Here is a 25,429-nt window from a genome sequence, read left to right on the forward strand (position 1 = left end):
CGACATGAACCAGCCCACCACCCATCCTGACCGTCTCCGCGTACGCTTGGGCTGCGTCGCGTTGGTGACGCTGCTCGGCCTGAACGCCGCGCTGCCCGCGCAATCGCTGGAGTCGCCGGCCGTCGCGCCGCTGGCCGAGTTGCTGACGCCTGCGACCCGGCCGGCCAACGCCTACGTGCTGAGCGACGCGGAACTGAAACATCTGGAACGGCAAACCCAGGTGTCGCTCGAACAGGTCGCGGCGGCGCTGGAGGCCCATCCACCGGCCGTCGACGCGATCCCCCGCGAGCGTGCGATGGCGTTGACGCTGTTCGATACCATCCTGCACGACCCCGCCGCCCCGCAACGGGCCTCGGTCGGGCAGTTCCGCCAGGCGCGCACGAAGCAGGCCATCGACGACATGCTCCGGACGACGGTGACCGAAGGGGCGGTCGTCTGGCAGATCTACAACATGGGATTCGTCGTGCGGACGCGGTCGGTCACGATCGGCTTCGACCTCGTGAAGCTCGTGCACGTGCCGGTGATCTCGCTGGACGACGAGACGATGCGGGCGTTGATCGACCAGTGCGACGTCCTGTTCGTCAGCCACGAGCACCTGGACCACGCCGACCGCGAGGTGAGCCAGTGGTTCTTGGACGCCGGCAAACCCGTCGTCGCCCCACCGGCGATGTGGCTCGGCGAACCGTCGCACGCCCGCCTGACCCACCTGCCGCGCGACGGCCGCCCCCAGGGGCACTCGCTGTCGATTCGAGACGGTAAGGCGACGTTACAGGTCGCGGTCTACCCCGGCGCCCAGCGCACGAAAGAGCCGGCCGACATCGAGAACAACGTGTACGTCATCACCACGCCCGAGGGCATCCGCATCGCCCACACCGGCGACAACAACGTGACCGCAGGGCTGCCCAAAGCTGGATCGCTGAACGGGCCAATCGACCTTCTGTTGATGAAGCTCGAACCCGGCAACGGCCTGCGGTCGAAGCGCATCGTGAACGCGTTCGACCCGCGCCTGACGCTGCCCTCGCACTTCGAGGAACTGGGACACGCGAACGTCAACGGCCGCGAGCCCTTCTGGCGCGGCATGGAACGCGTGCCGAAGCTGAAGGTGCCGACGCTCATGATGATGTGGGGCGAGCGATACCACTACAGGCCACTGGCAAACTAACGACTGAAGACCGATGGCGGCGTCTCGACGGAGTTTTCGTCGTCCGCCAGCGTCCGAACCGTGAATGCGTGTAGGAATAGGGAAGATTATGCGAAAATTGAACCGATCTGCGTTATCTATCGTGACGGCTGCCATCATCGGCGCGACGGCGATCGAATCGTCCGCCGCGACAATTGCGTTCCAAGGCTTTGAAGCCAATGCCACGGACACGTGGGCATACGCGACGTCCGGCACGGGTGGTGCGGTCGGTGGAGCTGGGGCAGCCGTAGAATATCCGGCCGGCGCATCGCGCGTGAACAGTGGTAGCGCGTCGTATCAGACCAGCGACGGGACCAGCACGGTGTCGTTCAACGCGCTGGACGTGTCTTCGTTCACCGACAAAATCGTCGGGCTTCGCTTGGCGGCCATCAGCACGGGCCCCAGCAACGGGCTCGACGCTGGCGACCGCGTCAAGGTGTACGTCGCATTGAACGGGGCCGACTTCTCGCCCACGCCAGACCTGACGATCGGTGGCTTCAGCAACGCGCGGTGGCTGTACTCGGCCTCGGGCGAGGCCAGCACAAGCGCCGGCACCGCCGCGACGTTTGCGCCCAGCGCGGGCGGCGTTCGCACGACCGATGGCTACAGCACGCTCTTGGTAAGCCTGCCGGATTCCGTCCAGTCGCTGTCGATGAAGATCGTGAGCAACAACGACAACGTCGGCGAAATATGGTCCGTCGATGACGTCACCGTCACCGGCACCGCCGTCCCGGAACCCGCATCGCTCGGCCTGCTTGCCGGTGGCGCGGCCATGCTGCTGCGCCGCCGTGGGCGTCAGGGCTAAGTCACCGCGGCACACCCTTTGGAAGTTGAACCGACCTCGCCGCGAGCAGGACGCCATCGTGCTGCTCGCGGCGAGTCTCTTGTGAGTTGGAAGCGCATGATGAACTCAATCCTGCTTCGCATCACGGTCGCCCTCGTGGCGGCCACGTCGACCGTCGCCACCGCGGCCGTGCGTTTGCCGGCGATGTTCTCCGATCACGCCGTGCTTCAGGCTGACAAGGCGGTGAACATGTGGGGCTGGGCCAGCGAAGGGGAGACGGTGACGGTGACCATCGCCGGCGCGACCGCGACCACCGTCGCCAAGGCGGACGGCACGTGGTCGGTCGCGCTGGCGCCACTGCCGGTGGGTGGGCCGTTCGTGATGGAGGTGGCGGGATCGAACGCGCTGACCGTGAACGACGTGCTGATCGGCGAGGTCTGGCTGTGCGCGGGTCAATCGAACATGGCCATGCAGTTGAAGGGGCTGCACGGCGAGGTGGACGACGCTGACGCCGTCATCGCCAAGGCCGATCATCCGACGCTTCGCATGTTCGTGCACGACGATCCGGTTAGCCTGCGCGACACCGCCGTGCCGCCCGCGCAGCCGCTGGCGGATCGGCCCGGCAGGTGGATCGTCTGCACGCCCGCCACCGCCGCGAAGTTCACGGCCATGGGTTACTTCTTCGCGCGGCACTTGCAGGACGAGTTGAACGCCCCGGTGGGACTGATCAACACGGCCGTCGGTGGCACCACGATCGAGGCGTGGACGAGTCTGTCGGCCCAGCGGGACGTGCCGGTGCTGCAGCCGATGCTGGTCGACTGGCGCCAGCGCCTCGAGTCGTACGACCCCGTTGCCGAGCAGCGCGATGCCGTTGCCGCCAAGGCGGCTTGGTACACCGCGCGGGCCGAAGCGGTGAAGGCCAACCGGCGCGAACCCAAGGCCCCGCGGAAGGCCGACTACAAGAATCTGACCGCCAACGGGCCGGGTGGGCTGTTCAACGCGATGATCGCGCCGGTCATCCCCTACACGCTGCGCGGTGCGCTGTGGTACCAGGGCGAGCGCAACGCGTCCGGCCCGTTCACGACCGTGTACGGCCAACAACTGGAGACGCTGATTACCGATTGGCGCTCGCGCTGGGCCGATTCGTTCCACGTCGTGTGCGTGCAACTGCCCAGCTACGGTAAAGCACAGGAGTCGCCGGCCGACGACGTCGGCTGGGGCGTCTGGGTGCGCGAGGGGCAACGCCGTGTGTCGGCGGCGCTACCGGCGATGTCGATGCCCGTCACGATCGATCTCGGTGGCTCGTCGCGGGCGGCGCTTCATCCGACCAACAAAGACGAGTTCGCCCGCCGCGCCGCGCTGCTGGTGCTGCACGACGTGTATGGCAAGTCCAACCCCGCTCGCCAAGGCCCGACCTACCGCAGCCACCGGCGCGAGGGCAGCCGATTGATCCTCTCGTTCGACTTCGCCGAGGGCTTGGCCGGCAATACCGACGCGAGCGCCCCAAACGGATTCGCGATCGCCGGTTCCGATCAGAACTTCGTGTGGGCCAATGTGGTGATCCGCGATAGCCAGGTCATCGTCTGGCATGACGACGTGCCCGAGCCCCAGGCCGTTCGCTACAACTGGGCCGGCAACCCGATCGGCGACCTGATCAACGCTGCCGTGCTGCCCGCTGGCCCCTTCCGAACCGATGATTGGTAAACGGCGGCGCCGTCGCGTCAGCAACCGTCGTCGGACGGAAACGCGCGATCGCCCGTGCCCGGCACAGTCGATCGCTGTTGGCCGACGCTGGTTCAGACGGTTGCCGTTGCAGCGCCGGCCTCGACGAACTTGCCCTTATCAAGATGAATAAGCCGCCCCGCCGCAGCGGCGGAATGGGGGTCGTGCGTGACCATCACGATGGTCTTGCCGAACTCGCGATTCAGCCGCTGCATCAGCGCCAGCACGTCGGCTGCGCTGGCGGCGTCGAGGTTACCGGTCGGCTCGTCGGCTAAAATGATGTCCGGGTCGGTCACGATCGCCCGCGCGATCGCCACGCGCTGTTCCTGTCCACCGGAGAGCTGCCGCGGGAAATGGTCGAGGCGATCACCCAGGCCGACGAGGTTGAGCGCCGTGGTCGCGTTCTCTCGCCGGCGGCTGCGCGAGAGCGAGGTTAATTTCAGCGGAAGCTCGACATTTTCCAGTGCGGTAAGCACCGGGATCAGATTGAACGCCTGAAAAATGAAACCCAGGTGGTTGTTACGCCAGCGGGCGATGTTGCGCTCCGAGAGCGTCGCGGGTTCCTCGTCCAGCACGACGAGGCGCCCGTTGGTGGGCTTATCCATGCCGGCGATCAGGTGGAGCAGCGTGCTCTTGCCAGAGCCCGACGGGCCCATAAGGGCAACGAACTCGCCGCGGCGAACGGTCACGTCGACGTTGTCCAAGGCGGTGACGGTCGATTGGCCGCGCACGAATTCCTTGGTCAGACCAATGCCTTGAACGATGGGCTCGCTTGGGGCCATGGGGGTCACGTTAGTTGCCGTTGTTAACTCGGACATCGTCGCCCTCCTTCAGCGTATCGGGCGGGCGAACGACCACGTCTTCACCGCCGATGAGGCCCTTGCGAATCTCGACTTCACCGCTGGCCGACGTGTTGCCGACCGTGACCGTGCGGCGCACGGCTTTGCCGCCCTCGATCAAGAACACGGCGTTATCACGAACCGCGTCCTTCGGCACGCGAATCGCCGGCCGTTCGCCCGCGGGCTGCGTTGCAACGGCGCGCGTCGCCGCGAGCGTGCGCGGCGACAGGAACGACACGGTCGCGTTCATGTCCGGCTTCAGCAGTTCGTCCGGGTTTAACACCTTCACGCGAACCTGCACCGTCGCCTTCTGACGGTTCGCCTCCGGCGAGATGAGGTCCACGACGCCCTCGTACCGGCGGTCCGGGTAGGCGTCGGTGACGATCCAGCAGGGTTGCGCGGGCAACACCTTCGCAAAGTCGTTCTGGCTGACGTCCAGTTCCACCCGCAGGTTGTTCAGGTCGGCCAGCGAGACCACGAAGCCCTTCGCGCCATTGTCGCCAACGAAGCCGGTCGTCACGAACTCGCCCACCTCGACGTTGCGCCCCAAGATCGTCGCGTCGATCTGCGAGCGGATGACGGTGTTGTTCAACTCGACCATCGCCAGCGCGAGGCCGCCTTCCAGTTGCCGCACGATGGCCGCCTGCGCATCGATCCGTTCCTGTCGCGGGCCCGCCTTTACCAATCCGTACGCCTGCTGCACGGATTCGACGCGCGCCGTCCGCGAGCGGACGAGCGCCTCGGCGTCGTCGATCTGCTGCTGCGATACCGACCGCCCGCCCTCGAGTTCCTTCAATCGCCGGAAGTTGACCTGCGCGTTAGTCAGTTCGGCCTTCGCTTCGTTCACCTGGGCCTCGGCCTGCAGGACCTCTTCCGGCCGCGAACCGTTCTTCAGTTCGGCCAGCTTGGCACGCTCGCTATCAAGTTGCCCCTGCGCCTGCGCAACGCGCGCTTTATATTCGTCGTCCTCCAGGCGAACGAGGACCTGGTCCTTCTTGACCTTGTCGCCCATCTCCACACCCACCCACGCCACGCGGCCGACGACCTTGCTGGCCAGTTCGATCTTGTGGGCCGCCGTCACGTAACCGGTGGCGTTCAGCTGGACCAGGTCGGCCTCGGTCACCAGGCCTTCGGGCACCCGAACGCGGATCGTGTCGACCCTGTGTGCCGTCCCGCCGACCCCGTACATGAACGCGGCTAAGCCGATCAGCAGAGCGACCAAGCCGACGACCACCCACGGCCACAAAAGCCGCTCATCGCGGCGGGCCTTGTCGGACTTGTCGATCCGGAGCTTGTGCAGTTCGCTTTCCATGTCGCCTGTTGGGACCAATGTCGGTTCGGGAAGGAGTTTTGCAAGCAAACGGTTGGACGCGAAACGCACGAGTCACGGTTCGCGCATGGCCGCGATCACGTTCTTCCGCGACGCCGCCCACGCCGGCAGGAAACCACCCAACGCGCCGATAAGGGCCGCGAACACCATGCCCCACAGGATGGCCGACGGCCCCACTTCGAACTTGAACGCGACCTCGCTGAACGTCTGGAAGTTACCGATGCCCGTCGTGAAGCCGTTCACCGGCAATGCCATCAGCACGCCCAGCGCGCCGCCGACCAACGACAGGCAGATCGACTCGAGCATGAACGATCGCAAAATCGCCCAGCGGCCAAAGCCGAGCGCGCGCAACGTGCCGATCTCGCGCGATCGCCGTGCGACGGCTGCGTACATGGTGTTGGTGGCGGCAAAGGCGCTGCCGATGGCCATGATGACGGCCACCGAGAACCCCAGGGCCTGCAGGGGCATGCCCGACTGCGTCATCCGCTGGTAGTACTCCTTCTCCGGCATCAGTTGGACGCGCAAGCGCTGGTCGTCGTCGATGATCGGCTTGAGCGTGGCAATGGCTGCGGCGCTGTCGACGCGCACGAGCAACGAGCTGCTGCCGCCCTGCTGCTCGAAGTCGCCGCGCAGCTGGTTGAGGTCCGTCCAGATTTCACTGTTGGCCGCCGACCCACCGGCGCTGAAGACGCCGACCACTTCCCACGTGCCGCGGCCAAACCGAACCTGCTTGCCCAGCCGTGCGTCCGGATACCGGCTGGCGATCGATTCGCCGACCACCACCTGCCGCAGGCCAGGCTCGAACATCTTGCCCTCGACGATGTTAACCGTGCGCATCGCCAGTCCGATTGGCAGCAGCCCCCGCACGCTGACGTTCATGCCTGCCGGCGAGTCAACGCTCGGCAGGTTCACGACGGCAAGACCCTCGGGCGACACCATCGGTTCGCCGTTGGCGTCGGTCGCGATGCCGGGCAGTCTGCGGATGATCTGATACGCCTCGCCGGACACGGTCGAGCTCAGCTCCGCGTCGACCCCCTTGCGCAGCACGAGGGCCTGGCGCTCGTCCCCACTGGCCGCGAAGACGTTGTTCAGGCCAGCCGTGAGCGCGATCGCGGTAACCAGCACGGCGACGGTCAGCGCAATGCCCAGCGCGGTCATCAGCGTCGTGCCCTTGCGCTCGACGAGGTTCCGGAGGTTGTAGGTGACGGGTACGCCCATGTGTTCCAGTGCTCGATCAACGGTGCCATCGCAGGGGTGAAGGTATTGCGTTCGCTAGCCAGAGAACCGCAACGATTCCACGATGTTTTTCCGCGACGCCAGAACTGCCGGCACCAGGGCGGCCAGCACGCCGATGATCGCGGCCAGCGTGATCACGACCGTTGCCGCCTGCCACTTTACCCCCGGCAGCGGAAACCCGCCCGAGCCGCTGGCGATGAGCGCTGCCAATCCCGCGCCCAGCGCCACGCCCAAAGCGCCGCCGACGATGCTGATCAGCATCGCCTCGCCCAGCACAAGCAACAGGATCTCGCCAGGCGTGTATCCCAATGTCCGCAGCACTGCCATCTCGCGCGTGCGCTCGCGCACGGCCATCGCGACGGTGTTGGCCGAGACGAGCAGGATCGTGAAGGTCAGCGCGCCGCAGATGGCGGCCAGAAATAGCTTAATGTTCCCTAAAAAGGCCAAAAACGACCGGCCGAACTCCTTTTCCGACTCCGTGCGCGTGGGATACGGCGAGTTGTCGAACATGGTGTCGATCGCCCGCGCGACCCGCGGCACGGCCGCGGGCGAGTCGGCCAGAATCAGGTACGTTCCCACCTCGTCGCGCGACGCCGCGGCCTGAGGCAGCAGTTCCGTCAGGTACTCGCGATGGAACACCAACGATTCGGTATTCGGCGGATGCCTGAAGATGGCAGCGACCGTCAATTCAAGCGTGACGTCGTAGATGTCGCCGACGATCGTCATCCGGTCGCCCAGCTCGATGTCGTACTTCTCCGCAATCGCCTCACCGATCGCGCACGCCGTCCGCTCGCGCTGGAATGCCGTCCGCTGTTCGTCGGAGATGATCCAGTCCTGTCGAATGTTGAACACGCGATCGGGATCAACCGCGAACCGGGCGAAGAAGTTCTGCGGCTCAATATAGGTCCCCTGAAACCACGACCATGCCGTGGCGTCGGCGACCCCCTCGATCGCGAGGATGCGCTGCTGATAGCTGGCCGGCAGCGTCTGCGTCAGCGACACGCGATGCCGGCAGACGAGCCGCAACGCCTCGGAAGGTGACGAGTCTTCCGCGTGGAAGAACCCCTGGTAGATCGCCAGCATCAACGCGAGCAACCCGAGCGAGATGGCCGTGCTGGCCAACGTCAACAGGCTTCGCCGGCGGCTACGAAGCACATTGCGGAAGATCAGTGGGACAAGCTTGAACATAGCCACGTTCTTGCAACTGACAGATTCGGCCACCTACGCGGAACCATCCTATGGCGGCCACTGAAACACCTCAACAGCGGACACGAGCTTACAGCTGGATGCGGACAAGAACTTCCCTCCCCCGTACTGGGTGAACTGCGCCGCAGGCACAACTTTATCTCATCATAGCCAATGCACGTCGGCGAATCCGGAGATCCGGTCAGCGAGCTGCGTTGAACAATTCGTTCTGCTCAAGCCAGCGGGTGATGACGCGCTGTCGGTCGGTTGGCCCAGCGGCCTTGCGAGGCGCGTTAAGCGGGCCCTCATGCTCGAGCGACCAGCCGTGCCATTCCCGGTAGGCGTGGTACGTCCAGTCGTAACCCAGTTCCTCCAGCAGCGCCGTCACGTCGGCCAGGTAGCGGGCGGCCGAGCCGTCGGGCGCGGTGCGAATCGCGGAGAACTCGCCGACGAACATGTGCACGCGGTAGCGATTGGCGAACTCGATGGCAGGCGCGAGGTGGGCGCGGAGCGCGGCTTTGTCCCACCGCTGGCCGTTGATTGTGCCAGGATACTCGATCGCCGCCGGGTGGCCTTGGATGCCCTGGTGCGTGAACTCGTGCGGCCGATAGACGTGGAAGCTGTAGACGCATCGCGGCAGGTCGAGCGGCTGAAACTGCGCGAACTCGGCCGGGCCGCCACCGGGGCTGGGCTCGATGACGAGCGTTCTCGCGGGGTCCACCTCCCGAATCGCTCGCCCGGCGCGCTCGGCCAGTTGTTGCCAATCGAGACACCCCTCGGCGAGCATCGTGTCGTCCGGCTCGTTCATGAGATCGAAGCCCCAGATCACGTCGTTGCCCTTGTAGCGCTCCGCGATGCGCCGCCAGACCTCGACGAACTTCGCCTGCGCCTCGGGCTTGCGGAAGATGTCGCCGCGGCCGGTGATGTAGCCGGCCTCAAACGCCTCGCCGCCCGGTGGCGAGTGCAGGTCGAGCGCGATCAGGACCCCATGCTTTCGGCACCAGTTCAGCACTTGGTCGAAGTACGCCAGTTCCGTCTCCAGCCACGCGTCGTACTGGTCCAGCGGCCGGTCCCCCTTACCGGCCTCGAACAACTGCCAGCGGAGCAGGTTGCCGTTCCACTCACGCGCGAAGTGCGCGATGTCCGCCTCGGTCAGGCGGTTGCCGGCCATGGCGCCGCGCAGGCGCGGCAGGTCGTGGCCGCGAAAGATCGGTTGGTTTTGATCGCCGGCAGGCGCGCGTGTCAGGTCCTTGCGGTGCGTCACGTAGACGTTGTCGAACCAGACGTCACCCGTGACCGCTTCCAGCCCGAGAACCAGCGTCACCGCCGTCGCCTCGTGTGGCACGTTGGTGACGCTGGAGTAGCGCGCCCATTCCAACGAACCCGTCGGCACCTCCGGCTGTGGATAGTTCTTGCCATGCGGCGTCTCGATCACCAGCATCACCTTAACGCCGTTCCAAGGCTGAGGTTTCTCAGCGACGCCCTCGATGCGAACGTCGGCACCGAACCAGACGCTCTTGCCGGCCAGCCGTTCGATCGGAAGCGGAATCAGCACCGTGCGGCCGAGCGGCTCGCTCGCCCGCACGCGCGCATGCAGCACCCGACCCCGCTGCGGCGAGTCCGTGAGTTCGGCCCCGTTCAGGTTGGTGGCTGTCGGCAGTTCTCCCTCAAAATTCAACCGCAGATAATCCTCCGCCGCCCCGGCCATCCTCGGCATCACAAGGACGGCCAGCAGAATGATGAGGAAATCCAATCGCATGACGTTGAGGGAACACTCATTGTCCAAGTGTCGAGTCCTTTGAATGAGAAATGAAACATTGCCTGAGAATGCGATTGACGGCAAGTCGCTGGTGATGAGGTTTTGGCCGTCTCCCCGTCACCCGCTGACTATGGCGGTGAGGTAATGGAATGGCCCCCGTGACGCTGCCTACGCATCCCCGCCCGTCGCCAGGCGGACCGGATCCGAGCATCTACCGCGACTGGCTGACACGGACCTGAGGCCCCTGCCGCATCGCTGTGCTGGTTCGCGTCGGCTTGCTACGCCGTGACTCGGAACAGCGTGACGCCGCGGTCGGATTGCCCGAACATGTCGGTCGATTCGACCTCCAGCGTGTGCGTGCCCACCGCGATCTCCGTGGGCAGCGGCGCCTGCCAGATGTGGTACGACAACGGCAGGTCGTTCGCTTCCAGCCGGTACTTGCTGCGGAGCCACGATTCGGGTTTGACCTGCGACTCCAGCACCCATTTCATCGAGGGGTCCTGCTCGGGCGTCAGGTCCATCGGCAGCCAAGAACCACCGTTGACGCGCATCCGCACCGTGGACCGTTCCGAGCCCGCGAAGACGTTGGCGCGCACGAGCTGGCGCCCCAGGTCCTTCGTGCGAATGCGCGGCGAGACGAAGATGTTCATCTGATAGTCGGCCCGCTCGCGCGAGCCTTTGTAACGAATCGAATAGCCGTCCTTGTTGATGAATAGGAACGAGTATCCGTTCGGCGTGCCGCAGACCGACTGGCACGTCGGGATGCGCAGTTCGTCGAACATCCCGCGGTACCCTTCGCCGCGCACGCAGATGCTGTTGAAGTGATGGTGCTGCCCGGGCCCGCTGAAGCCCGATTCTTCGCCATGAAACGTGTGCCGCTGGCGGTGCGTGTGCCCAGACATCGACAGGGTACATCTGCGGCCGCTCAGCAACCCCATCAACCGCTTGCAAAACGCCTTTTCGTCGTCGTTCTCGCCCGTGATCGGAATGTGCATGGCGATAAACAGCGGTCGGTCTAACGGCACAGCTGCAAGGTACGACTCGACGAACGCCCACTGGTCGTCCGTCAGCCCGCAACCGTAGTTGTCACCCATCGGGGTCGACGTCTGGCCATCCTCGCTGGTGTTGTACCCCTGCACGGGGCGGCGCATGATGTTCTCGAGCATCAGGAAGCTCGCCGGGCCGTAGTCGAACGCGTAGGTGGTCGGGCCGTACGTGGTGCGGAACTGCTCATCGGCCAGCGAGTCGTCGGGCACCATGATGTTCTGGTCGTGGTTGCCCGGGATGACGTACCAGGGGAACCCCGTCTTGGCCTGCATCTCGTTCAGCGGCTGGTACATGTGCAGCAGCCCCACGTTCACGAGATCGCCGAGTGAGATGCCGAACGCCACGCCATTTGTGCCGACCAGCTCCGCGATCGTGTCGCGCGACATCCATTCGACTTGCCTGTCGTGCGACACCTGCGTGTCACCAAACACGACCACCTTGAACTCGTCGGGCTCTGCGTGCTTGCGCAACGGGAAGTCGATCGACGCCGGCAACGGGCCCGTGGCGTCGGTTCCCGCGTAGTAGTAGGTCGGATCGAGCGTCGCCGGCGCGTCGGGGGCGCGCCACTGCGGCGAGCCGGTGGGTCGGTGGAAGTAATAGAACTTCGGCAGGTTGTACTCGGAGAGCGGCGTCGCCCAGTGCGCCGGCTTGACGACGAACAGCACGTCACCGTCACGCACGCCAATGCGGTACCTGCCATCGCGATCTGTCCGGACGACCGAGCGGCCGTTCGATACCAGCACGCCCTCGATGCCCGGGCTGCCGTCGCTGCGCACCCCGGTCGACCCGCGGTCGTCGAAGACGTAGCCAGTGGCGACCTCCTCGGCGGCCGGCGCGCCGGTCATCGATTCGGCTGCCTGGGCCAGCGCGCCCAGCGCGGGCAGGAACAGGACGCCCGCACCGGCGCCGAGCGACCGGCCGAGCAACTGACGGCGGGAAAGGGGAGCGTTCATGGGCATCTCCGGTCGGCTTGCGTCACGTGAATCAGTCGCGGTCGAACGCGGCCCAGACCTGGTCGATCGCAACGTTGTTCATGGTCACGAACTCATCATCCGTGGCCGACAGCAGGTTAAGCGGTGCGGTGATCTTCTCCTTGCGGATGAAGTGGACCGAACCGTCGTCGCGCATGTAGTTGTAGCCCGTCCCGTGGCCGTGATACTTCAGGTGGGCCGCGGTGCGGATCAGGTCGGACATGATCGCCTTGCCGCGGAAGTCGCGCATCTTCGGCATGCCGGCGACGGGTTCGAACGTTGCCGGGAACGACGCGGTGAACCGGTGCACCTGCAGCCTGTACGCTGGGAAGCCGCTCGGCAGGAACCCGTTGGGCACCCACTGAATGCGGAAGTCGGCCCGCATCGAGTACCCCGCCCGCTCGCGCGACGCGTTCGTCGTCCGCGGTGGCCACGAGTTGCTGGGCGTGTTGAACGCGTGCAGCGGGTCCGACTGCGTCGGGCAAAAGGCCGTCGGTGGCGTGCCCTTCAGCAGCCCGGCCTGATAGTAGAACCCGAAGTGATTCAGTTCGCCTTCACCGGCGTCGAACCAGTAGTTCGACTGTTTGTTCTGCGAGCGCGATCCGATCGGGACGTACCCCTTGTGCATGTCGGCGTACATCTGGTTGACCATGCCAACCTGCCGAAGGTTTGACGCGCAGTGGACCTGGTTGGCCTGCCGCCGCGCCGACGACAAGGCGGGCATCAGCAGCGAGATCAGGGCGGCGATGATCCCGATGACGACGAGCAGCTCGACGAGCGTGAAGCCGTTCGATGAGCGACGGCTGAAGAAGACGTTGGGTGAATACATTCTATTTTTCTCTGTTCGAACGAAGTTGGATCTATTGGCTCCTAATCACCGGTCCGCCTGACGCCGACGACGGCCCAGCAGGCCCAGCGCCGCTAGCGACGCCAGTCCGACCGTGGCCGGCTCGGGCACGGTCGCCACATCGACGACGGTTAGCGTGACGTCGCCACCGCCGTAGCCGATCTAGTAGGTGTTGAGGCCCGACGTGAACGTCGCCCCGTCGGCCAATCCGGCGAACGTGCCCGTGAGCAGGTTGGGCGTGTCGATGATCGTGAACGCGTCGCCGACCAGCAGCGACCCGGCGCTGGCGATCACGAGCGATGCCGTCTCGCCGAGCGCTACCGAACCGGTGCTATGGAGTTGGCCGAACGTGAAGGAGGACAGCAGGTCGACCTTGAAGACGCCGTCCAAGAGAACGGACGCCACGTCGAGCGTGCCACCACCGTCACCGGGGCGCAGGTTGGCGCCGGCGGCAATCGTGATCGGCGCCGCGATCGCGCCGGTGCCACCGAGCGTGCCGCCGGTCTCCACGGTGTAGCCCGTGGGGTTCGGGATGGGATGGTTCGCGTTGACGAGCAGCGTGCCTGCGGTGACGGTCGTCGAACCGCGCCAGATGCTGTTGGTGTTGATCCGGACGGCGCCGTCGCCAACCTTGACGAGGTTGATCCCACCGTAGATGCCGCCGACGTTGACGCCCGCGTAGAACGCTGCGTTCGGGTCGTTGGCATCGACGTTGATGTTGCCGCTGCCGCCGATCTCCAGGTCCATGTTGTGCGTGGGCTGACCGCCCTCGTTGGCGACGATGCCGCCGGTCAGCGTCAGCGTGCTGGTGGCGTTGTCGTTGCGCAGGCGGGCCCGGTCCGACTCACCGGGCGTCTCGCGGACGTCGCGGCCGAGGATGATGCGCTGGTCGGTCGTGGTGGTGCCACCGGTGTAGACCAGCGCGCCGTTCAGGTGCGATGCGCTGGTCGTGCGGCTGACCTGAATCTGGCCAAAACGTGCGCCCGTGCCAGCCGCGCTGGCCAGACCGATGTTGCGCAGCGACGCCAGCTCGATCGTACCGTCGGCGGCCACGAGCTGGCCGCTGAACGTGTTGTCGGCGAGCAGCCGCAGCGTGCCACCACCACGCTTAGTGATGGCCCTGCGTACACCGCTGCCCTGGATCGGCGCTTCGACCGCCAGCACGCCCGACCCGCTGATGCGCCAGGTGTGCTCATCGTTGGCCTGCAGCTCGATCGCCCCGCCGTTGATCGCGCTGATCGTGTGGCTGCCCGACGACATCGACAGCGTCTCAGCACCGTTGGTGACCGCGTTGAAGTCCAGGCGACCCCCGCTCGTGCCATCGATCACGATGTTCAGCGGGCCGGCGATGTTGCCGTTCAAGTTGAGGTTGGACGCGTTGGGGTTGTGACCATTCTTGATCGCTATGGTCGAGATGGCCGCGTCGTACCCGGGATCGACGAGGTTGAACTGGTGCGCCCCGCCGTTGCCCGGCGTGTAAACGCCCCCGGCCCAGTTCGCCTGGCTGGCGCCGGTGCTCCAGACTCCGTCGCCGGCGGCGCCGGTCCAGGTGAAGGTGTCGGCGGAGGCTTGCGAGCCCAGGCCGAGCACGACGATGGCGGCGGCGGTGGCGCGGCGAACGATGGCTGAACGGTGGTGATGATCGAGCATGGTCTTCTCTCCGGTGTTAACGGGCGCGCGGCGCCGATGCGCTGCTGCCCTGAACAAAGATGCTGGGTAGTTCCTGATACAGGCCGTTGCCGGACCGCCCCGCGCGACGCGAGCGGGCCGCGTCGAGCGCGGCGGCGGCGATGGAGGGTTAGTCACAGCGGAAGGTCGTGAGGTGCGGTTGACCCTCGGCGCGGGGGATGCCGCCGATGCCGATCAGCGACACGTCCTGCGGTACGCGCAGCCCGTGCCGGGCCGGCAGGTCGTTCCAGAGCAGGTAACCGTGCCGGTCGATCGACGTGATGACCGCCGTCACCCCGTCGGCAACCAGCGCGGCGACCGCCGCCGGTAGATCGTTCTTTTCGACCGTTCGACCGTCGCCAACGTTGACACGTCGGTCGCGACGCGGTACGGCATGCCCAGGCGCGCCAGCCCGCTCACGTACCCCGCGTGCCGCAGGCCCTGCGTGACCCTGTGGCCGGTCGCAAGTTCATCGCCGACGTACGCAATGCGGCGGTGGCCCAGGCGGTGCAGGTGGTCGACCGCGCGCATGGCGTCCAGCGCGTGCGTCGGGCCGATCACGTCCACCTCGGGCGAGTTCGGGTAGAGAACCTCGAGCGAAACCACAGGCATCACCGACGCAAGCCGTTCCACGATTGCATCAGGGAAGGGGTAAACGAGGATCGCCGCATCGTTATCGCGCGTGCGAAGCACGCGCAGGTGGTCGAGACGCAACGCCGGTGATGACGCATCGACGAACGACACCATCAGCCCCACGCCGGCATCGTTGGCGACGCGCTCGAGGTTCGTAAGGACGTGAAAGCCGACGTAGCTGGGATCCGGCACGCCGTTGAGGTCCACGCACGGGTTGCCGAGCACCAGTCCAACGCGGTCAAGCGACACCGTTGAGGCTGCACCACCGCGCGAGCGCCGACGTCGGGGTGCGTAGTTGAGCGAGCCCGCAACTTCCAGCACGCGCGAACGCGTTTGTTGCGCAATATCACCACGGCCACTCAGGGCGCGGGAGACGGTGCCCTTGGACAGGTTCAATGCCGCCGCGATGTCTTGGAATCGTCCCGCTGTCGATCGCATGGGCGGGAAATTACGTTTGAAATGTCAGGCACCGATGGCGAGTCTGCTAATCTCGCGCGCCGTTCATGTTTGCGTCGAATAAGTTGCGCAACTTTGGCACCCAATTTAAGCATGTTGCTGGATAAATGTTGCGACTTTAGGTGTATCCGCCACAGACCACTGGTGGTGGCAAGCACCAAAGCACGTCCGAACTTCACGACTGAACTGGAAGCGAACCGCAACTCTCTATTTTGGTGGCAATCTCTGATCCATTGCCTCGGTTCTTATCAGACGCAGCTTTGTCGAAGACAAAAATGGGGTGGCGGTGATTTTCGAACTAGCGCTTGCCGATATGTAACGGCCCAGACGTCGCCAACGGCATTGTCGGCTCAGTCGTCAAAAGAGGATGCAGCGCACTGGCATTCACGTCACGCCGGGCGCGCCGCCTCAGTCCACTAGCGGTGGATGGTGCCACCTTGGGGCGGGCAGGGATATGTAAATGAATCGGAAGCGGTTGTTCACCTTTCTGCTGGCCATGCTGACGGTCGCGTTGCGCCCGGGCGTGCTGGAGGCAGGAGAGGCAAACCGGGAATACGCGTTGAAGGCCGCATTTCTCTACAACTTCGCGCAATTCGTTGAATGGCCCGCCGGTGCCTTTGAGTCCGACACGGCACCGTTCGTCATTGGCGTCTACGGCGACAACCCGTTCCAGGACGCGCTGGACCGCGCCGTTCAGGGGAAGACGGCCAGCGGACACCCGATGGTGGTCCATCAGTTCAGCACGACGGCGGAGGTCGCCAGCGCCCACATGCTGTTCGTATCCGCGGCACAGGGCGGCGCACTCGACGAATTATTTGCCGCAATCGGGGACCGGCCGATCCTGACGGTGGGCGAGAGCAATTCCTTCCCGTGGAAGGGTGGCGTCATCCGCTTCTACATGGAGGACGGAAAGGTGCGTTTCGAGATCAACCCCGAGGCCGCGCAACGCGCCCGCCTGCGGATCAGTTCGAAGCTGATGAAGCTGGCCAGGATATTCAAACGATGACAGCCTCCAATCGCCCATCCCGACCGTCGACACTGTCACTACTATGGCGGCGCGCCAGCCCGCAAACGCTGCGCGGCAAGCTGGTGGCGATCAGCATGACCAGCACGGGTGTCGCGCTGACGATCGCGTGCGCGGCCTCGCTGTTGTTCGACTATCAGCAAATCCGCCGTTCGCTGGGCAACGAGGTCGTGTTGGAGGCGCAGATCGTCGGCGCCAACTGCACGGCCGCCATCAGCTTTCACGATGCCGAGGCCGCCACCGCCACGTTGGCGACCCTTGCCCCGCAGGAGCGCGTCGAGCTGGCCGTGATCTACAATGCCGACGGCCAAGTGCTGGCGACGTACGCGCGCCCGGGCTACACTGCTGAACCACCTGTCGCCCCACCACTGCGCGATGTGGAATTCGGGCCGGGCTACATGCTGACCTGCCAGACGATCGAACTGGGCGGCAAGGAGATCGGCCGCGTCCTCATTCGCGCCGACCTTCGCGGACTGCACGCTCACCTGCGCAACGGAGCCCTGATGGGCGGGACCGTGCTGGCGGGCGCGATGGCGTTCGCCTACCTGGTCGTTGCGCGCCTGCAGCGCGCCATCTCCGGTCCCATTTCCACGCTCACCGAGACCGCCCGCTCCGTCTCGGTGGACCGCGATTACTCGGTGCGCGTCGCACGCATCAACGATAATGGCTCCGGCGAGCTCGGCATGCTCGTCGATTGCTTTAACGAGATGCTCTCGCAAATTCAGGATCGCGATGCGGAACTGGAAACGCACCGCGGTTGCCTTGAAGCCGAGGTGGAGGCGCGCACCGCCGAGCTGACGAAAACGAACGCCGAGCTGACCGAGGCCACGCGCAAGGCCGAGGCATCCAACGCGGCCAAGACCGCGTTCCTGGCCAACATGAGCCACGAGATCCGCACGCCAATGACGGCGATCCTGGGCTACTCGGACCTCATGCTCTCCCCCACGCAGACCACCAGCGACCGCGTGAACAGCCTGCAGGTGATCCGCCGCAACACGCGCCACCTGATGGAGTTGATCAACGACATCCTCGACATCAGCAAGATCGAGGCCGAGAAGATGACGATCGAGAGCATCCCGTGCGATCTGGCCGGCATCGTGGTCGAGGTCAGCAGCATGCTGCGACCGAAGGCGATGGCCAAGCAGCTGACGATGGCGGTCGACTTCGATGGCCCGATACCGCGCACGGTGCATTCCGACCCGCTGCGCCTCAAGCAGGTGCTGATGAACCTCGTCGGGAACGCGGTGAAGTTCACCGAGACCGGCGAGGTCACGATCAAGGTGCGCGTCGAGCGCACGGGCACCACCGGCCGGGCGATCTTCGACATCAGCGACACCGGAATCGGCATGACGCCCGACCAGATCGGTCGCCTGTTCCGGCCGTTCACGCAGGCCGACGAGTCGATGACGCGCCGGTACGGTGGGACCGGCCTGGGCCTCGTCATCAGCCAGCGATTGTCGCGACTGATGGGCGGCGACATCACCGTCACCTCCGCACCTGGAATGGGTTCGACCTTCTCGGTGCAGATCGATACGGGCCCGCTGGCCGGCGTCGAATGGCTGACCGGACTGACCGAATCCACGTTGCAGCCGCCAGCGATTGAGCCGAGCATCGACGAGGTCGCGCTGTCGGGCCGGATCCTGCTTGCCGAGGACGGGTACGACAACCAGCAGTTGATCTCGCTGCACCTGTCGGCCGCCGGCGCCCAGGTCACGATCGCCGAGAACGGGCGCATCGCCGTCGACAAGGTTCGCAGCGGGGCGTTCGACGTCGTGCTGATGGACATGCAGATGCCCGAGCTGGACGGCTACGGCGCCGCCAGCGAGCTACGGCGGCGCGGGTTCACGTTGCCGATTATCGCGTTGACCGCCCATGCCATGGCCGGCGATCGCAAGCGCTGCCTGGACGCCGGTTGCACCGATTACCTGACAAAACCGGTCGACCGCGGCCTGCTGCTGCGGACGGTCCAATCGTATCTGACCAAGCCCCCGGAACCCGCAGTGAATCGCCGGGCGCCTGTATCCGCGACGATCGATACGTCCGCCGCGCCTGAAGCACGTGAAACGACCGTACTCACGCCGAACGCGGCGTCATACGGTAGCGATCGTCAGAACAAGGCGCTAGCCGCCGCTGTCGCCGGGTTCGTCAGCCGGCTTCCGGCGCGGGTGAGCACGCTGCAGGGCCAGGTCGCCGACGGGAACCTCGCCGAGTTGAAACGCACGCTGCACCAGTTGAAGGGCGCCGGCACCGGCTACGGCTTTCCAAAGATCACGGCGTTGGCCGCCCAAGCGGAGCGGGCCGTCGTCGCCCAGCAGGCGCTTGAGGAGATACGGGCGGAAGTGGATCACCTCGTGGAGGTGATCCGGATGGTCGACGGTTACGTCTGCGCAAGGGAGGCCCATGCCTGATCAGAAGCTACTGGTCATCGACGACTCGTCGGACGTGCATGAGCTCGTCGGCGTCTGGCTGATAGACGAACCGATCGAACTGCTGGCCGCGTACGATGCAACATCCGGCCAGGCGATTGCGCGCGAGCACAAGCCGGACCTGATCCTGCTTGACGTCGACATGCCCGGCACGAATGGGTTCGAGTTGTGCGCGCAGCTGAAGGCAAACCCGTTGACGCAGCAGGTCCCCGTCGTCTTCCTCACCGGCGCGTCCACCAGCGAGGAGAAGCTGCGCGGCCTGGATCTTGGGGCGGCCGACTACATCGTTAAACCGTTCGAGCCCGCTGAGCTGCGCGCCCGGGTGCGCGTGCTGCTGCGAACGCAACAGCTGCTGGCGCTGCTGGCACAAAAGGCGACCGTACTGGAGGAGAGCGAGGCGCGGTTCCGCGTGCTGGCGGAGAACTCGTCGGACGTGATCTCTCGCCACGACGCGGACGGCACGTATCTGTACGTATCGCCCGCGTGCGAGGCCGTGTTGGGCTACGCGCCGGACGAGATGATCGGCCGGCGCGTGTACGAGTACGTGCATGTGGATGACGTCTACGCCGTTGCGACCTGCCACACGGATCCGCCTTCGAGCGCGAACGGTACCCGCCGCCCCACCGCGACGTTTCGCTTCCGCCGGAAGGACGGGGCGTTCGTCTGGCTCGAATCGACGTTCCGCCCGCACCTGCGCGCCGAGGACGGCACGTTCGAGGTGCATGGCTCGGCCCGGGATATCACGGCGCGCAAGCACCAGGAGCGCATCGAGCAGTGTCGCATTGAGGTGCTAGAACGGGTCGCGCAGAACTGCTCGTTCGAGGACGTGATGGGCTGCCTGCTCAGCGCAGCAGAGCAGGTCAAGCACAACGCGGTAGCCGGTTCGATCGCGCTGTTCGACGGGCAGCTGCACTATGCGACCGAGCACCTGCCCCCCAGCGTCCAGAAGATGTTCGTCGCCCAGCCCTACGCATTTGCCGCCCGCATCTGCAGCGCGGTGGCCAACGCGTCTGGCGACGTGTTCGTCAGCGACATCGCGACCGACCCGATGTGGGACGGCGCGCGCGACGCACTGCTGGCCGAGGGATTCGAGACCTGCTGGGCGTCGCTGATCGATACGGGGCGCGAGGTGCTCGGGGCGTTCTGCCTCTATCACCGGGACCCCGCGCAACCCGACGCGGTGCAGGCGTCGTTCCTGCGCATGGCCGGCAAGTTGGCCGCGCTGACGATCGAACACCACCAGTTGACCGAGCAGCTCGCCCATCGCGCGCAACACGACGCGTTGACCGGGCTGCCCAACCGCGTCCTCTTCGAGGAACGGCTACAGCGCGCGCTGGTCGAGGCGGCGCGCGTCGGCCGCTCAGTTACGGTCGCGTTCATCGACGTCGATCGGTTCAAACAGATCAACGACACGCTCGGCCACCACGTCGGCGACCAAGTGCTGTGCCAGGTGGCGACGCGGGTCCAAGCGATGGTCGGGCCGAACGACACGCTAGCCCGCATGGGCGGCGACGAGTTCGCGATGATCCTGACCGACAGCGGGGGCCCTGAGGCCGCCGAGCGGTTGTGCAGGCAGATCATCGCGCGATTCAAGACCGCGTTGGACGTGCTGGGCCAGGAGTTGATCGTGACGCTCAGCATTGGCCTTGCGACCGCGCCGACCGACGCGTCCGACTCGACGACGTTGAAGAAGAGCGCCGACGCCGCACTGTACGCCGTGAAGCGTGCGGGCCGCGACGGGGTGCAATGCTTCGTCCCCAGCATGATGGCCGGCGGCATCGATCGTTGGGATATGGAGGTCGGGCTGACCCGCGCGATCGACGCGGGCGAACTGGTGCTCCACTACCAACCGCAGGTGAACCATCAGGGGAACATCGTTGGGCTGGAGGCGCTCGTGCGTTGGATGCACCCGCGGCTCGGCATGGTGCCGCCGAACCGGTTCATCCCGATCGCCGAGGAAACCGGCCTGATCATCCCGATCGGCAATTGGGTACTACGCGAGGCATTGGAACAGTGCCGTCGTTGGACCCAGGCCGGCGTGCCGTGCGTACCGGTCGCCGTGAACGTTTCGGCGTTGCAGTTCGCGCAGCCATTGTTCCCGTCTCAAGTCGACGCGGCACTGCGCGACTTCGGGATCGACGCAGGCTTGCTGAAGATCGAGGTGACCGAATCGTCGCTGATGCGGAGCATGCAGGACGCTGCTGCCAAGCTGACCGAGCTGCGTGCGATCGGCATCGGCCTCGCGATCGACGACTTCGGCACCGGGTATTCGTCGCTCGCCTATCTGCATCGCCTGCCGATCGACGTGCTGAAGATCGATCGCACGTTCGTCTCCGCGATCGGCACGTCGCGCTCGGCTGACGCGGACTGTAAAGACACGACGATCACTCGGGCGATCATCGAACTGGCGCGGAGCCTGGGCCTGTCGACGGTCGCCGAAGGAGTAGAAACCGAATTGCAGCGCGCGACGCTAAAGTCGCTCGGCTGCGACGTGATGCAGGGGTACCTCTTCAGCAAACCAATTCCAGTAGAACCATTGAGGGACCTGCTTTGCCGCGGCCGCGTCAGCCGCGTGCAGGACGCCGCCGTGGCTTAAAGAGAGTTGAGGCGAGGCCCGTTCGGGCCGGCGAAACGAATGTCTGTATATCCCGGCGAACCGGCATAAATCACACATCCGTTCCGACCGATGAATCTATTAGAAGCACTCCGGTTTTCGAACAGGCGGCGAATGATGACGGTAACCAAATCTGCCAACCGCAGCCGAACGCAGCACCGAATTATCGCGAGGTTCCTTGCGGTCGCCGTGCTCGTTGGGCTTGGGCATCGTTCGCCGGCGTTCGCACAGTCCGATGCGGACATGCCCGACGCGACGCAATCGCCAGACGACTTGACCTCGATGAGCATCGAAGAACTGATGGAACTGCCCGTCGTGGTCGCCGCGGGCAAACGGGCGCAGTCGCAGCGGGAAGCCGCGGCATCGGTGAGCGTGGTGACGGCCGACGAGATCAACCTGATGGGCTACCGCAACCTCGCCGAGGTCTTGCGGAACCAGCGCAGCTTCTACCTGCACACCGATGGCCTCAACTGGTTCGCCGGCGTGCGCGGCCTGCTTCGGCCGGCCGAGTGGAACGCGCGATTGCTCGTGCTGGTCGACGGCCGCCCGACCCGCGAGAACATCTACGGTCAAACGCACCTCGACCAGGACTTCCTCCTGCCCATCGAGGCGTACAAACGCGTCGAAATCGTCCGCGGTCCCGGATCGGCACTGTACGGCAGCAACGCCGTGTTCAGCGTCGTCAACATCGTCACCAAGGACGGCGCCGACCTGAACGGCGGCCTGATCCGCGTCCAGGGTGGCACCGAGAACACGGCCCGCGTGTCGGCGTTGTACGGCCTGAAGACCGACGGTGGATGGGACATCAGCGGCGGCATCGCCGGCTACACGAGTGACGGGGACGAGGACGTCCACTTCGACGGCATCAGCGACCCGCTGCTGAACTTCGGCCACGTTGAAGGCTGGGACGACGAGCGCTCGGTCACCGGATATCTGAAGATCAAGCGTGGCGAGTTCACGGCCATGGTGGATCACGCCGATCGCGAGCGCGACAGCCGGTCGGCGACGTACGCCACGTCGTTCTTCGAGCCCGGCACGATGGACGAGTCGCGCACGAACGTCACGCTGCGCGTCGACCACGAGATCGCGCCCGGGCGAAGCATTCACGGGATGGCGTATTACGGCCGGTCGCAGTACCGCCAGACGCTTGGCTTCACGCTCGATCCGGCGGTGTCGCCGGCCATCGATTACAATTACTTGACGAAGGCGCACAACGACTGGCTGGGGTTGGAGTCGCACTACGACTGGCAGATCAACCCGAAGTTTCACCTGCTGGCTGGCGGCGAGGTGACGCACTCGCTGGAGACGTCACAGCAGGACCGTGACGATGCTGGATTCTCGATCGACATCGATAAGCCGTTCTCGTCGGTCGCGTTGTTCGCCGAGGGAAATTGGCACCTGACCGAGCGGGTGACGCTCGTCGCCGGCGCCCGCGTCGACCACGTGCGGCACGTCGGCACGATGTTCAGCCCGCGGGCCGCCGCGATCGTGTCGGCGACGAAGAACGACACGATCAAGCTGATGTACGGCCGCGCGTTTCGCTCGCCCAACCTGTACGAGATGTTCTACAGTTCGGCCGACGCATACCTGGCCAACCCTGACCTTGATCCGGAACTCGTCGACACCTACGAACTCGCTTGGGAACGGCAGTTAAAGAGCGGGTGGCGCACGTCGCTGGGTGGCTTCTTCTGGCACATGTCCGACGCGATGGACAGCGTGATCTTCCCCGACGGCACCTCGCAGGTGCAGAACGTGCGCGACGTGAGCGCCCGAGGCGTGGAGGCCGAGTTGCAACGCCAATGGCAATCCGGCGGCAGCTTCCGCGCCCACGCCAGCCTGACCAATGCCACCGATGACGACGGTGACCGCCTCGCCGTCTCGCCGCGGTACATCGTGGGCACGGCGATCATCGTCCCGCTGATCGGCAAGAAGACGTTCCTGTCGGTGGACGCGCAACTGGTCGGCCCGATGGAGTCCGACCTCGGCGAATCGACCGACCCCAGCTACGTCACCAACGTGGTGCTCACCTCACGCGACTTCCTCGGCACCCGCGGGCTGGAGCTGCAAGCCGGCGTCTACAACCTGTTCGCCGACGACGCTCGACTGCCCCACGGCGACAGTTTCCAACACACCCAGCCCACCCTGAACTGGCCCGGCACTCGCGCCATGGTCGGCCTGACGTACGCGTTCTAATCCGCGGATACACGAGCGCCAGAAGTCGGCCCGTGCGCCAACGCGAGACATTACGCGCTGAGCGGAAGAGCCGACAATCAGGAGACAATCGAACAGGCGGATCGGCGCGGTCGCTCAGCGGGGATTGCCTCTCGCTGGCATAGAGGGCACCGGTGTTCGGCGACACCTGCATGGCGTAGAAACCGTTGGCCCAGGACGCCTGAAGGCCATTCTACGCGTGCCCGTCGCGCACGATGTTCCGGTCGGGCAGGGTCGCGTCGGATGACGACCAATTTCCGTTTGTCGACCCCTGTTGCCAGGCCACCTCCGATAGGCGGCGGCGCGATTCGAGTGGTTCGAATGTGAAGACCCAATGCCGACGCGGACCCCGTGCGGACCGCCGCTGGGCGGGATCCGACTTGAAGATGATGTGTTTCTCCCCCCGCTTCCTCGGTCAAAACGCACCGTCAAACTGCCCAAATCGTGGACACCGGCTTTCTGCGGTACCGCGCGCCGCTCGTAGCCGTCGCGGGCTGTCGCCGACCACGCGATCCGGTAGACTGCGTGGTCAATATGGTCGAGCTATCCCCTGACGAGGCCCGGATCCTGGGCGTGCTGATCGAGAAGGCGTTCACGACGCCCGAGCTTTACCCGCTGACGCTGAACGCGATCGTCAACGGGTGCAACCAGCGGAATAACCGCGATCCGGTCACGGCCATCACCGAGGACGCGGCTCGCGCGGCCCTGGAGGACCTCAAGGGGATCGGGCTCGTGGCGCAGGTCGACCAGATGGGCGCCCGCGTCCCCAAGTACCGGCACCGCGGCCCGGAGGCGCTGCACGTCGGGCCAGCGTTCCAAGCGGTGCTGGCCGAGCTCCTGCTGCGCGGCCCGCAGACGCTCGGCGAGATCCGCACGCGCGCGTCGCGCATGGTGCCGATCGACTCGCTGGAGGCGACCGGTGAAATCGTCCGGACCCTGTGCGAGCGCGACGAGCCGTACGCGGGCCGGTTGCCCCCGATCGCCGGCTCGCGGGCCGAGCGGTACGTCCAGCTCCTCTGTCCCGACCTGCACGGTGCCGCAGTGGCGAGCGGCGAGGCTGCGGCGGGATCCGACACGATCACCGAGGTTACGACCGACGATGCGCCGATGACCCGATCGGCTCTGGCCCAGCGTGTGACGGCGTTGGAGGCAGAAGTGCGTGCGCTGCGCGTGGCTCTGGCAACGCTGGCGGCCGCCGTGGGCGAACCCGACCCGATGGCCTAAAGGCTAGCGGACAAAACCTCAGCCCAATGTGCTATTTGTCATCCCGACCCTAGCGGTAGCGACCCGACCCATCTCCCATGGCCACGAACCGTCAGCCGGTCGAGATCCCTCAGGTCGCTACCGCTCCTTTCGGGATGACATGAGGTTTTGTCCGCTAGCCTTAAGCGTGGCGCACGCGGCTCAACGTAACGGCCAGTTCACTACGTCGTCCGACCATCCGAGGATTCGGCTACGTCTCCAACAGCGTCCTCCGCAAGTGCGCGCTGTGTGAAT

At 65.5% G+C, this 25,429-nt stretch carries 17 protein-coding genes and 1 pseudogene; 8 read left to right on the forward strand and 10 right to left on the reverse strand.

Translation table 11 applies throughout. From position 1 onward, the window contains the following. Nucleotides 1-4: 4 nt before the first annotated feature. The 3 genes from VGN72_17195 to VGN72_17205 all read left to right on the forward strand — a co-directional run bounded on the left by VGN72_17195 (nt 5) and on the right by VGN72_17205 (nt 3,668). Nucleotides 5-1,162: a hypothetical protein gene (locus VGN72_17195; protein HEV7301106.1), complete on the forward strand. Its 1,158-nt coding sequence runs from the start codon at nt 5-7 to the stop codon at nt 1,160-1,162. Between the two features lie 88 nt (nt 1,163-1,250). Continuing rightward, nucleotides 1,251-1,985, forward strand: coding sequence for a PEP-CTERM sorting domain-containing protein (locus VGN72_17200; protein ID HEV7301107.1), 735 nt, complete (start codon nt 1,251-1,253; stop codon nt 1,983-1,985). Nucleotides 1,986-2,081: 96 nt separating this feature from the next. Next, nucleotides 2,082-3,668 carry a sialate O-acetylesterase gene (locus VGN72_17205; GenBank protein ID HEV7301108.1) on the forward strand — a complete coding sequence of 529 codons (1,587 nt, stop codon included), beginning with the start codon at nt 2,082-2,084 and terminating at the stop codon, nt 3,666-3,668. Between the two features lie 92 nt (nt 3,669-3,760). Here VGN72_17205 and VGN72_17210 read toward each other — a convergent pair whose 3' ends face one another. The 10 genes and pseudogenes from VGN72_17210 to VGN72_17255 all read right to left on the reverse strand — a co-directional run bounded on the left by VGN72_17210 (nt 3,761) and on the right by VGN72_17255 (nt 15,639). After that, on the reverse strand, nt 3,761-4,504 hold the full coding sequence (locus VGN72_17210) for an ABC transporter ATP-binding protein (GenBank protein HEV7301109.1): 744 nt from the start codon (nt 4,502-4,504) through the stop codon (nt 3,761-3,763). Further along, nucleotides 4,479-5,837 carry an efflux RND transporter periplasmic adaptor subunit gene (locus tag VGN72_17215; protein HEV7301110.1) on the reverse strand — a complete coding sequence of 453 codons (1,359 nt, stop codon included), beginning with the start codon at nt 5,835-5,837 and terminating at the stop codon, nt 4,479-4,481. The genes VGN72_17210 and VGN72_17215 overlap by 26 nt, the downstream gene beginning before the upstream one ends. 72 nt (nt 5,838-5,909) lie before the next feature. Beyond that, nucleotides 5,910-7,073: an ABC transporter permease gene (locus VGN72_17220; protein ID HEV7301111.1), complete on the reverse strand. Its 1,164-nt coding sequence runs from the start codon at nt 7,071-7,073 to the stop codon at nt 5,910-5,912. 54 nt (nt 7,074-7,127) lie between these two features. Beyond that, on the reverse strand, nt 7,128-8,279 hold the full coding sequence (locus tag VGN72_17225; GenBank protein HEV7301112.1) for an FtsX-like permease family protein: 1,152 nt from the start codon (nt 8,277-8,279) through the stop codon (nt 7,128-7,130). Nucleotides 8,280-8,478: 199 nt separating this feature from the next. Continuing rightward, nucleotides 8,479-10,035 (reverse strand): cellulase family glycosylhydrolase, encoded by a 1,557-nt coding sequence (locus VGN72_17230; GenBank protein ID HEV7301113.1) that lies wholly within the window; start codon nt 10,033-10,035, stop codon nt 8,479-8,481. A 278-nt stretch (nt 10,036-10,313) separates the two neighbouring features. Further along, a complete protein-coding gene (locus VGN72_17235) occupies nt 10,314-12,035 on the reverse strand; it encodes a calcineurin-like phosphoesterase C-terminal domain-containing protein (protein ID HEV7301114.1) in 1,722 nt (573 codons plus the stop codon). A 31-nt stretch (nt 12,036-12,066) separates the two neighbouring features. Beyond that, on the reverse strand, nt 12,067-12,882 hold the full coding sequence (locus VGN72_17240; GenBank protein HEV7301115.1) for a type II secretion system protein: 816 nt from the start codon (nt 12,880-12,882) through the stop codon (nt 12,067-12,069). Nucleotides 12,883-13,062: 180 nt separating this feature from the next. Then, nucleotides 13,063-14,550 carry an autotransporter-associated beta strand repeat-containing protein gene (locus VGN72_17245; protein ID HEV7301116.1) on the reverse strand — a complete coding sequence of 496 codons (1,488 nt, stop codon included), beginning with the start codon at nt 14,548-14,550 and terminating at the stop codon, nt 13,063-13,065. 148 nt (nt 14,551-14,698) lie between these two features. Beyond that, nucleotides 14,699-14,941: pseudogene (locus VGN72_17250) on the reverse strand (substrate-binding domain-containing protein). Continuing rightward, entirely contained in the window at nt 14,860-15,639 is a 780-nt protein-coding gene (locus VGN72_17255; protein ID HEV7301117.1) for a LacI family DNA-binding transcriptional regulator, read from the reverse strand. Before VGN72_17255 ends, VGN72_17250 begins: the two are co-directional and overlap by 82 nt. Nucleotides 15,640-16,153: 514 nt before the next feature. On the opposite strand from VGN72_17255, the gene VGN72_17260 reads away from it, so the two are divergent. The 5 genes from VGN72_17260 (at nt 16,154) to VGN72_17280 (ending at nt 25,156) form a co-directional block, all read left to right on the forward strand. After that, nucleotides 16,154-16,663, forward strand: a complete 510-nt coding sequence (locus VGN72_17260) for a YfiR family protein (GenBank protein HEV7301118.1) — start codon at nt 16,154-16,156, stop codon at nt 16,661-16,663. Continuing rightward, nucleotides 16,660-19,089 (forward strand): ATP-binding protein, encoded by a 2,430-nt coding sequence (locus VGN72_17265; protein ID HEV7301119.1) that lies wholly within the window; start codon nt 16,660-16,662, stop codon nt 19,087-19,089. The genes VGN72_17260 and VGN72_17265 overlap by 4 nt, the downstream gene beginning before the upstream one ends. After that, complete coding sequence (locus VGN72_17270; protein ID HEV7301120.1) at nt 19,082-21,703, forward strand: EAL domain-containing protein; 2,622 nt, start codon at nt 19,082-19,084, stop codon at nt 21,701-21,703. The genes VGN72_17265 and VGN72_17270 overlap by 8 nt, the downstream gene beginning before the upstream one ends. A gap of 135 nt (nt 21,704-21,838) precedes the next feature. Then, nucleotides 21,839-23,914, forward strand: a complete 2,076-nt coding sequence (locus tag VGN72_17275; protein HEV7301121.1) for a TonB-dependent receptor — start codon at nt 21,839-21,841, stop codon at nt 23,912-23,914. Between the two features lie 462 nt (nt 23,915-24,376). Further along, a complete protein-coding gene (locus VGN72_17280; protein HEV7301122.1) occupies nt 24,377-25,156 on the forward strand; it encodes a YceH family protein in 780 nt (259 codons plus the stop codon). Nucleotides 25,157-25,429: the final 273 nt, after the last annotated feature.

This window comes from Tepidisphaeraceae bacterium, from assembly GCA_035998445.1.
In the GTDB taxonomy this organism is placed as follows: domain Bacteria; phylum Planctomycetota; class Phycisphaerae; order Tepidisphaerales; family Tepidisphaeraceae; genus DASYHQ01.

Bases quoted from the DNA above. Each gene is read 5' to 3' on its own strand.
- VGN72_17200 (HEV7301107.1), top strand. From the start codon at position 1,251: ATGCGAAAATTGAACCGATCTGCGTTATCTATCGTGACGGCTGCCATC.
- VGN72_17225 (HEV7301112.1), bottom strand. From the start codon at position 8,279: ATGTTCAAGCTTGTCCCACTGATCTTCCGCAATGTGCTTCGTAGCCGC.
- VGN72_17265 (HEV7301119.1), top strand. From the start codon at position 16,660: ATGACAGCCTCCAATCGCCCATCCCGACCGTCGACACTGTCACTACTA.
- VGN72_17260 (HEV7301118.1), top strand. From the start codon at position 16,154: ATGCTGACGGTCGCGTTGCGCCCGGGCGTGCTGGAGGCAGGAGAGGCA.
- VGN72_17275 (HEV7301121.1), top strand. From the start codon at position 21,839: ATGACGGTAACCAAATCTGCCAACCGCAGCCGAACGCAGCACCGAATT.
- VGN72_17240 (HEV7301115.1), bottom strand. From the start codon at position 12,882: ATGTATTCACCCAACGTCTTCTTCAGCCGTCGCTCATCGAACGGCTTC.
- VGN72_17195 (HEV7301106.1), top strand. From the start codon at position 5: ATGAACCAGCCCACCACCCATCCTGACCGTCTCCGCGTACGCTTGGGC.
- VGN72_17210 (HEV7301109.1), bottom strand. From the start codon at position 4,504: ATGTCCGAGTTAACAACGGCAACTAACGTGACCCCCATGGCCCCAAGC.
- VGN72_17215 (HEV7301110.1), bottom strand. From the start codon at position 5,837: ATGGAAAGCGAACTGCACAAGCTCCGGATCGACAAGTCCGACAAGGCC.
- VGN72_17235 (HEV7301114.1), bottom strand. From the start codon at position 12,035: ATGAACGCTCCCCTTTCCCGCCGTCAGTTGCTCGGCCGGTCGCTCGGC.
- VGN72_17205 (HEV7301108.1), top strand. From the start codon at position 2,082: ATGATGAACTCAATCCTGCTTCGCATCACGGTCGCCCTCGTGGCGGCC.
- VGN72_17230 (HEV7301113.1), bottom strand. From the start codon at position 10,035: ATGCGATTGGATTTCCTCATCATTCTGCTGGCCGTCCTTGTGATGCCG.
- VGN72_17220 (HEV7301111.1), bottom strand. From the start codon at position 7,073: ATGGGCGTACCCGTCACCTACAACCTCCGGAACCTCGTCGAGCGCAAG.
- VGN72_17255 (HEV7301117.1), bottom strand. From the start codon at position 15,639: ATGCGATCGACAGCGGGACGATTCCAAGACATCGCGGCGGCATTGAAC.
- VGN72_17270 (HEV7301120.1), top strand. From the start codon at position 19,082: ATGCCTGATCAGAAGCTACTGGTCATCGACGACTCGTCGGACGTGCAT.
- VGN72_17245 (HEV7301116.1), bottom strand. From the start codon at position 14,550: ATGCTCGATCATCACCACCGTTCAGCCATCGTTCGCCGCGCCACCGCC.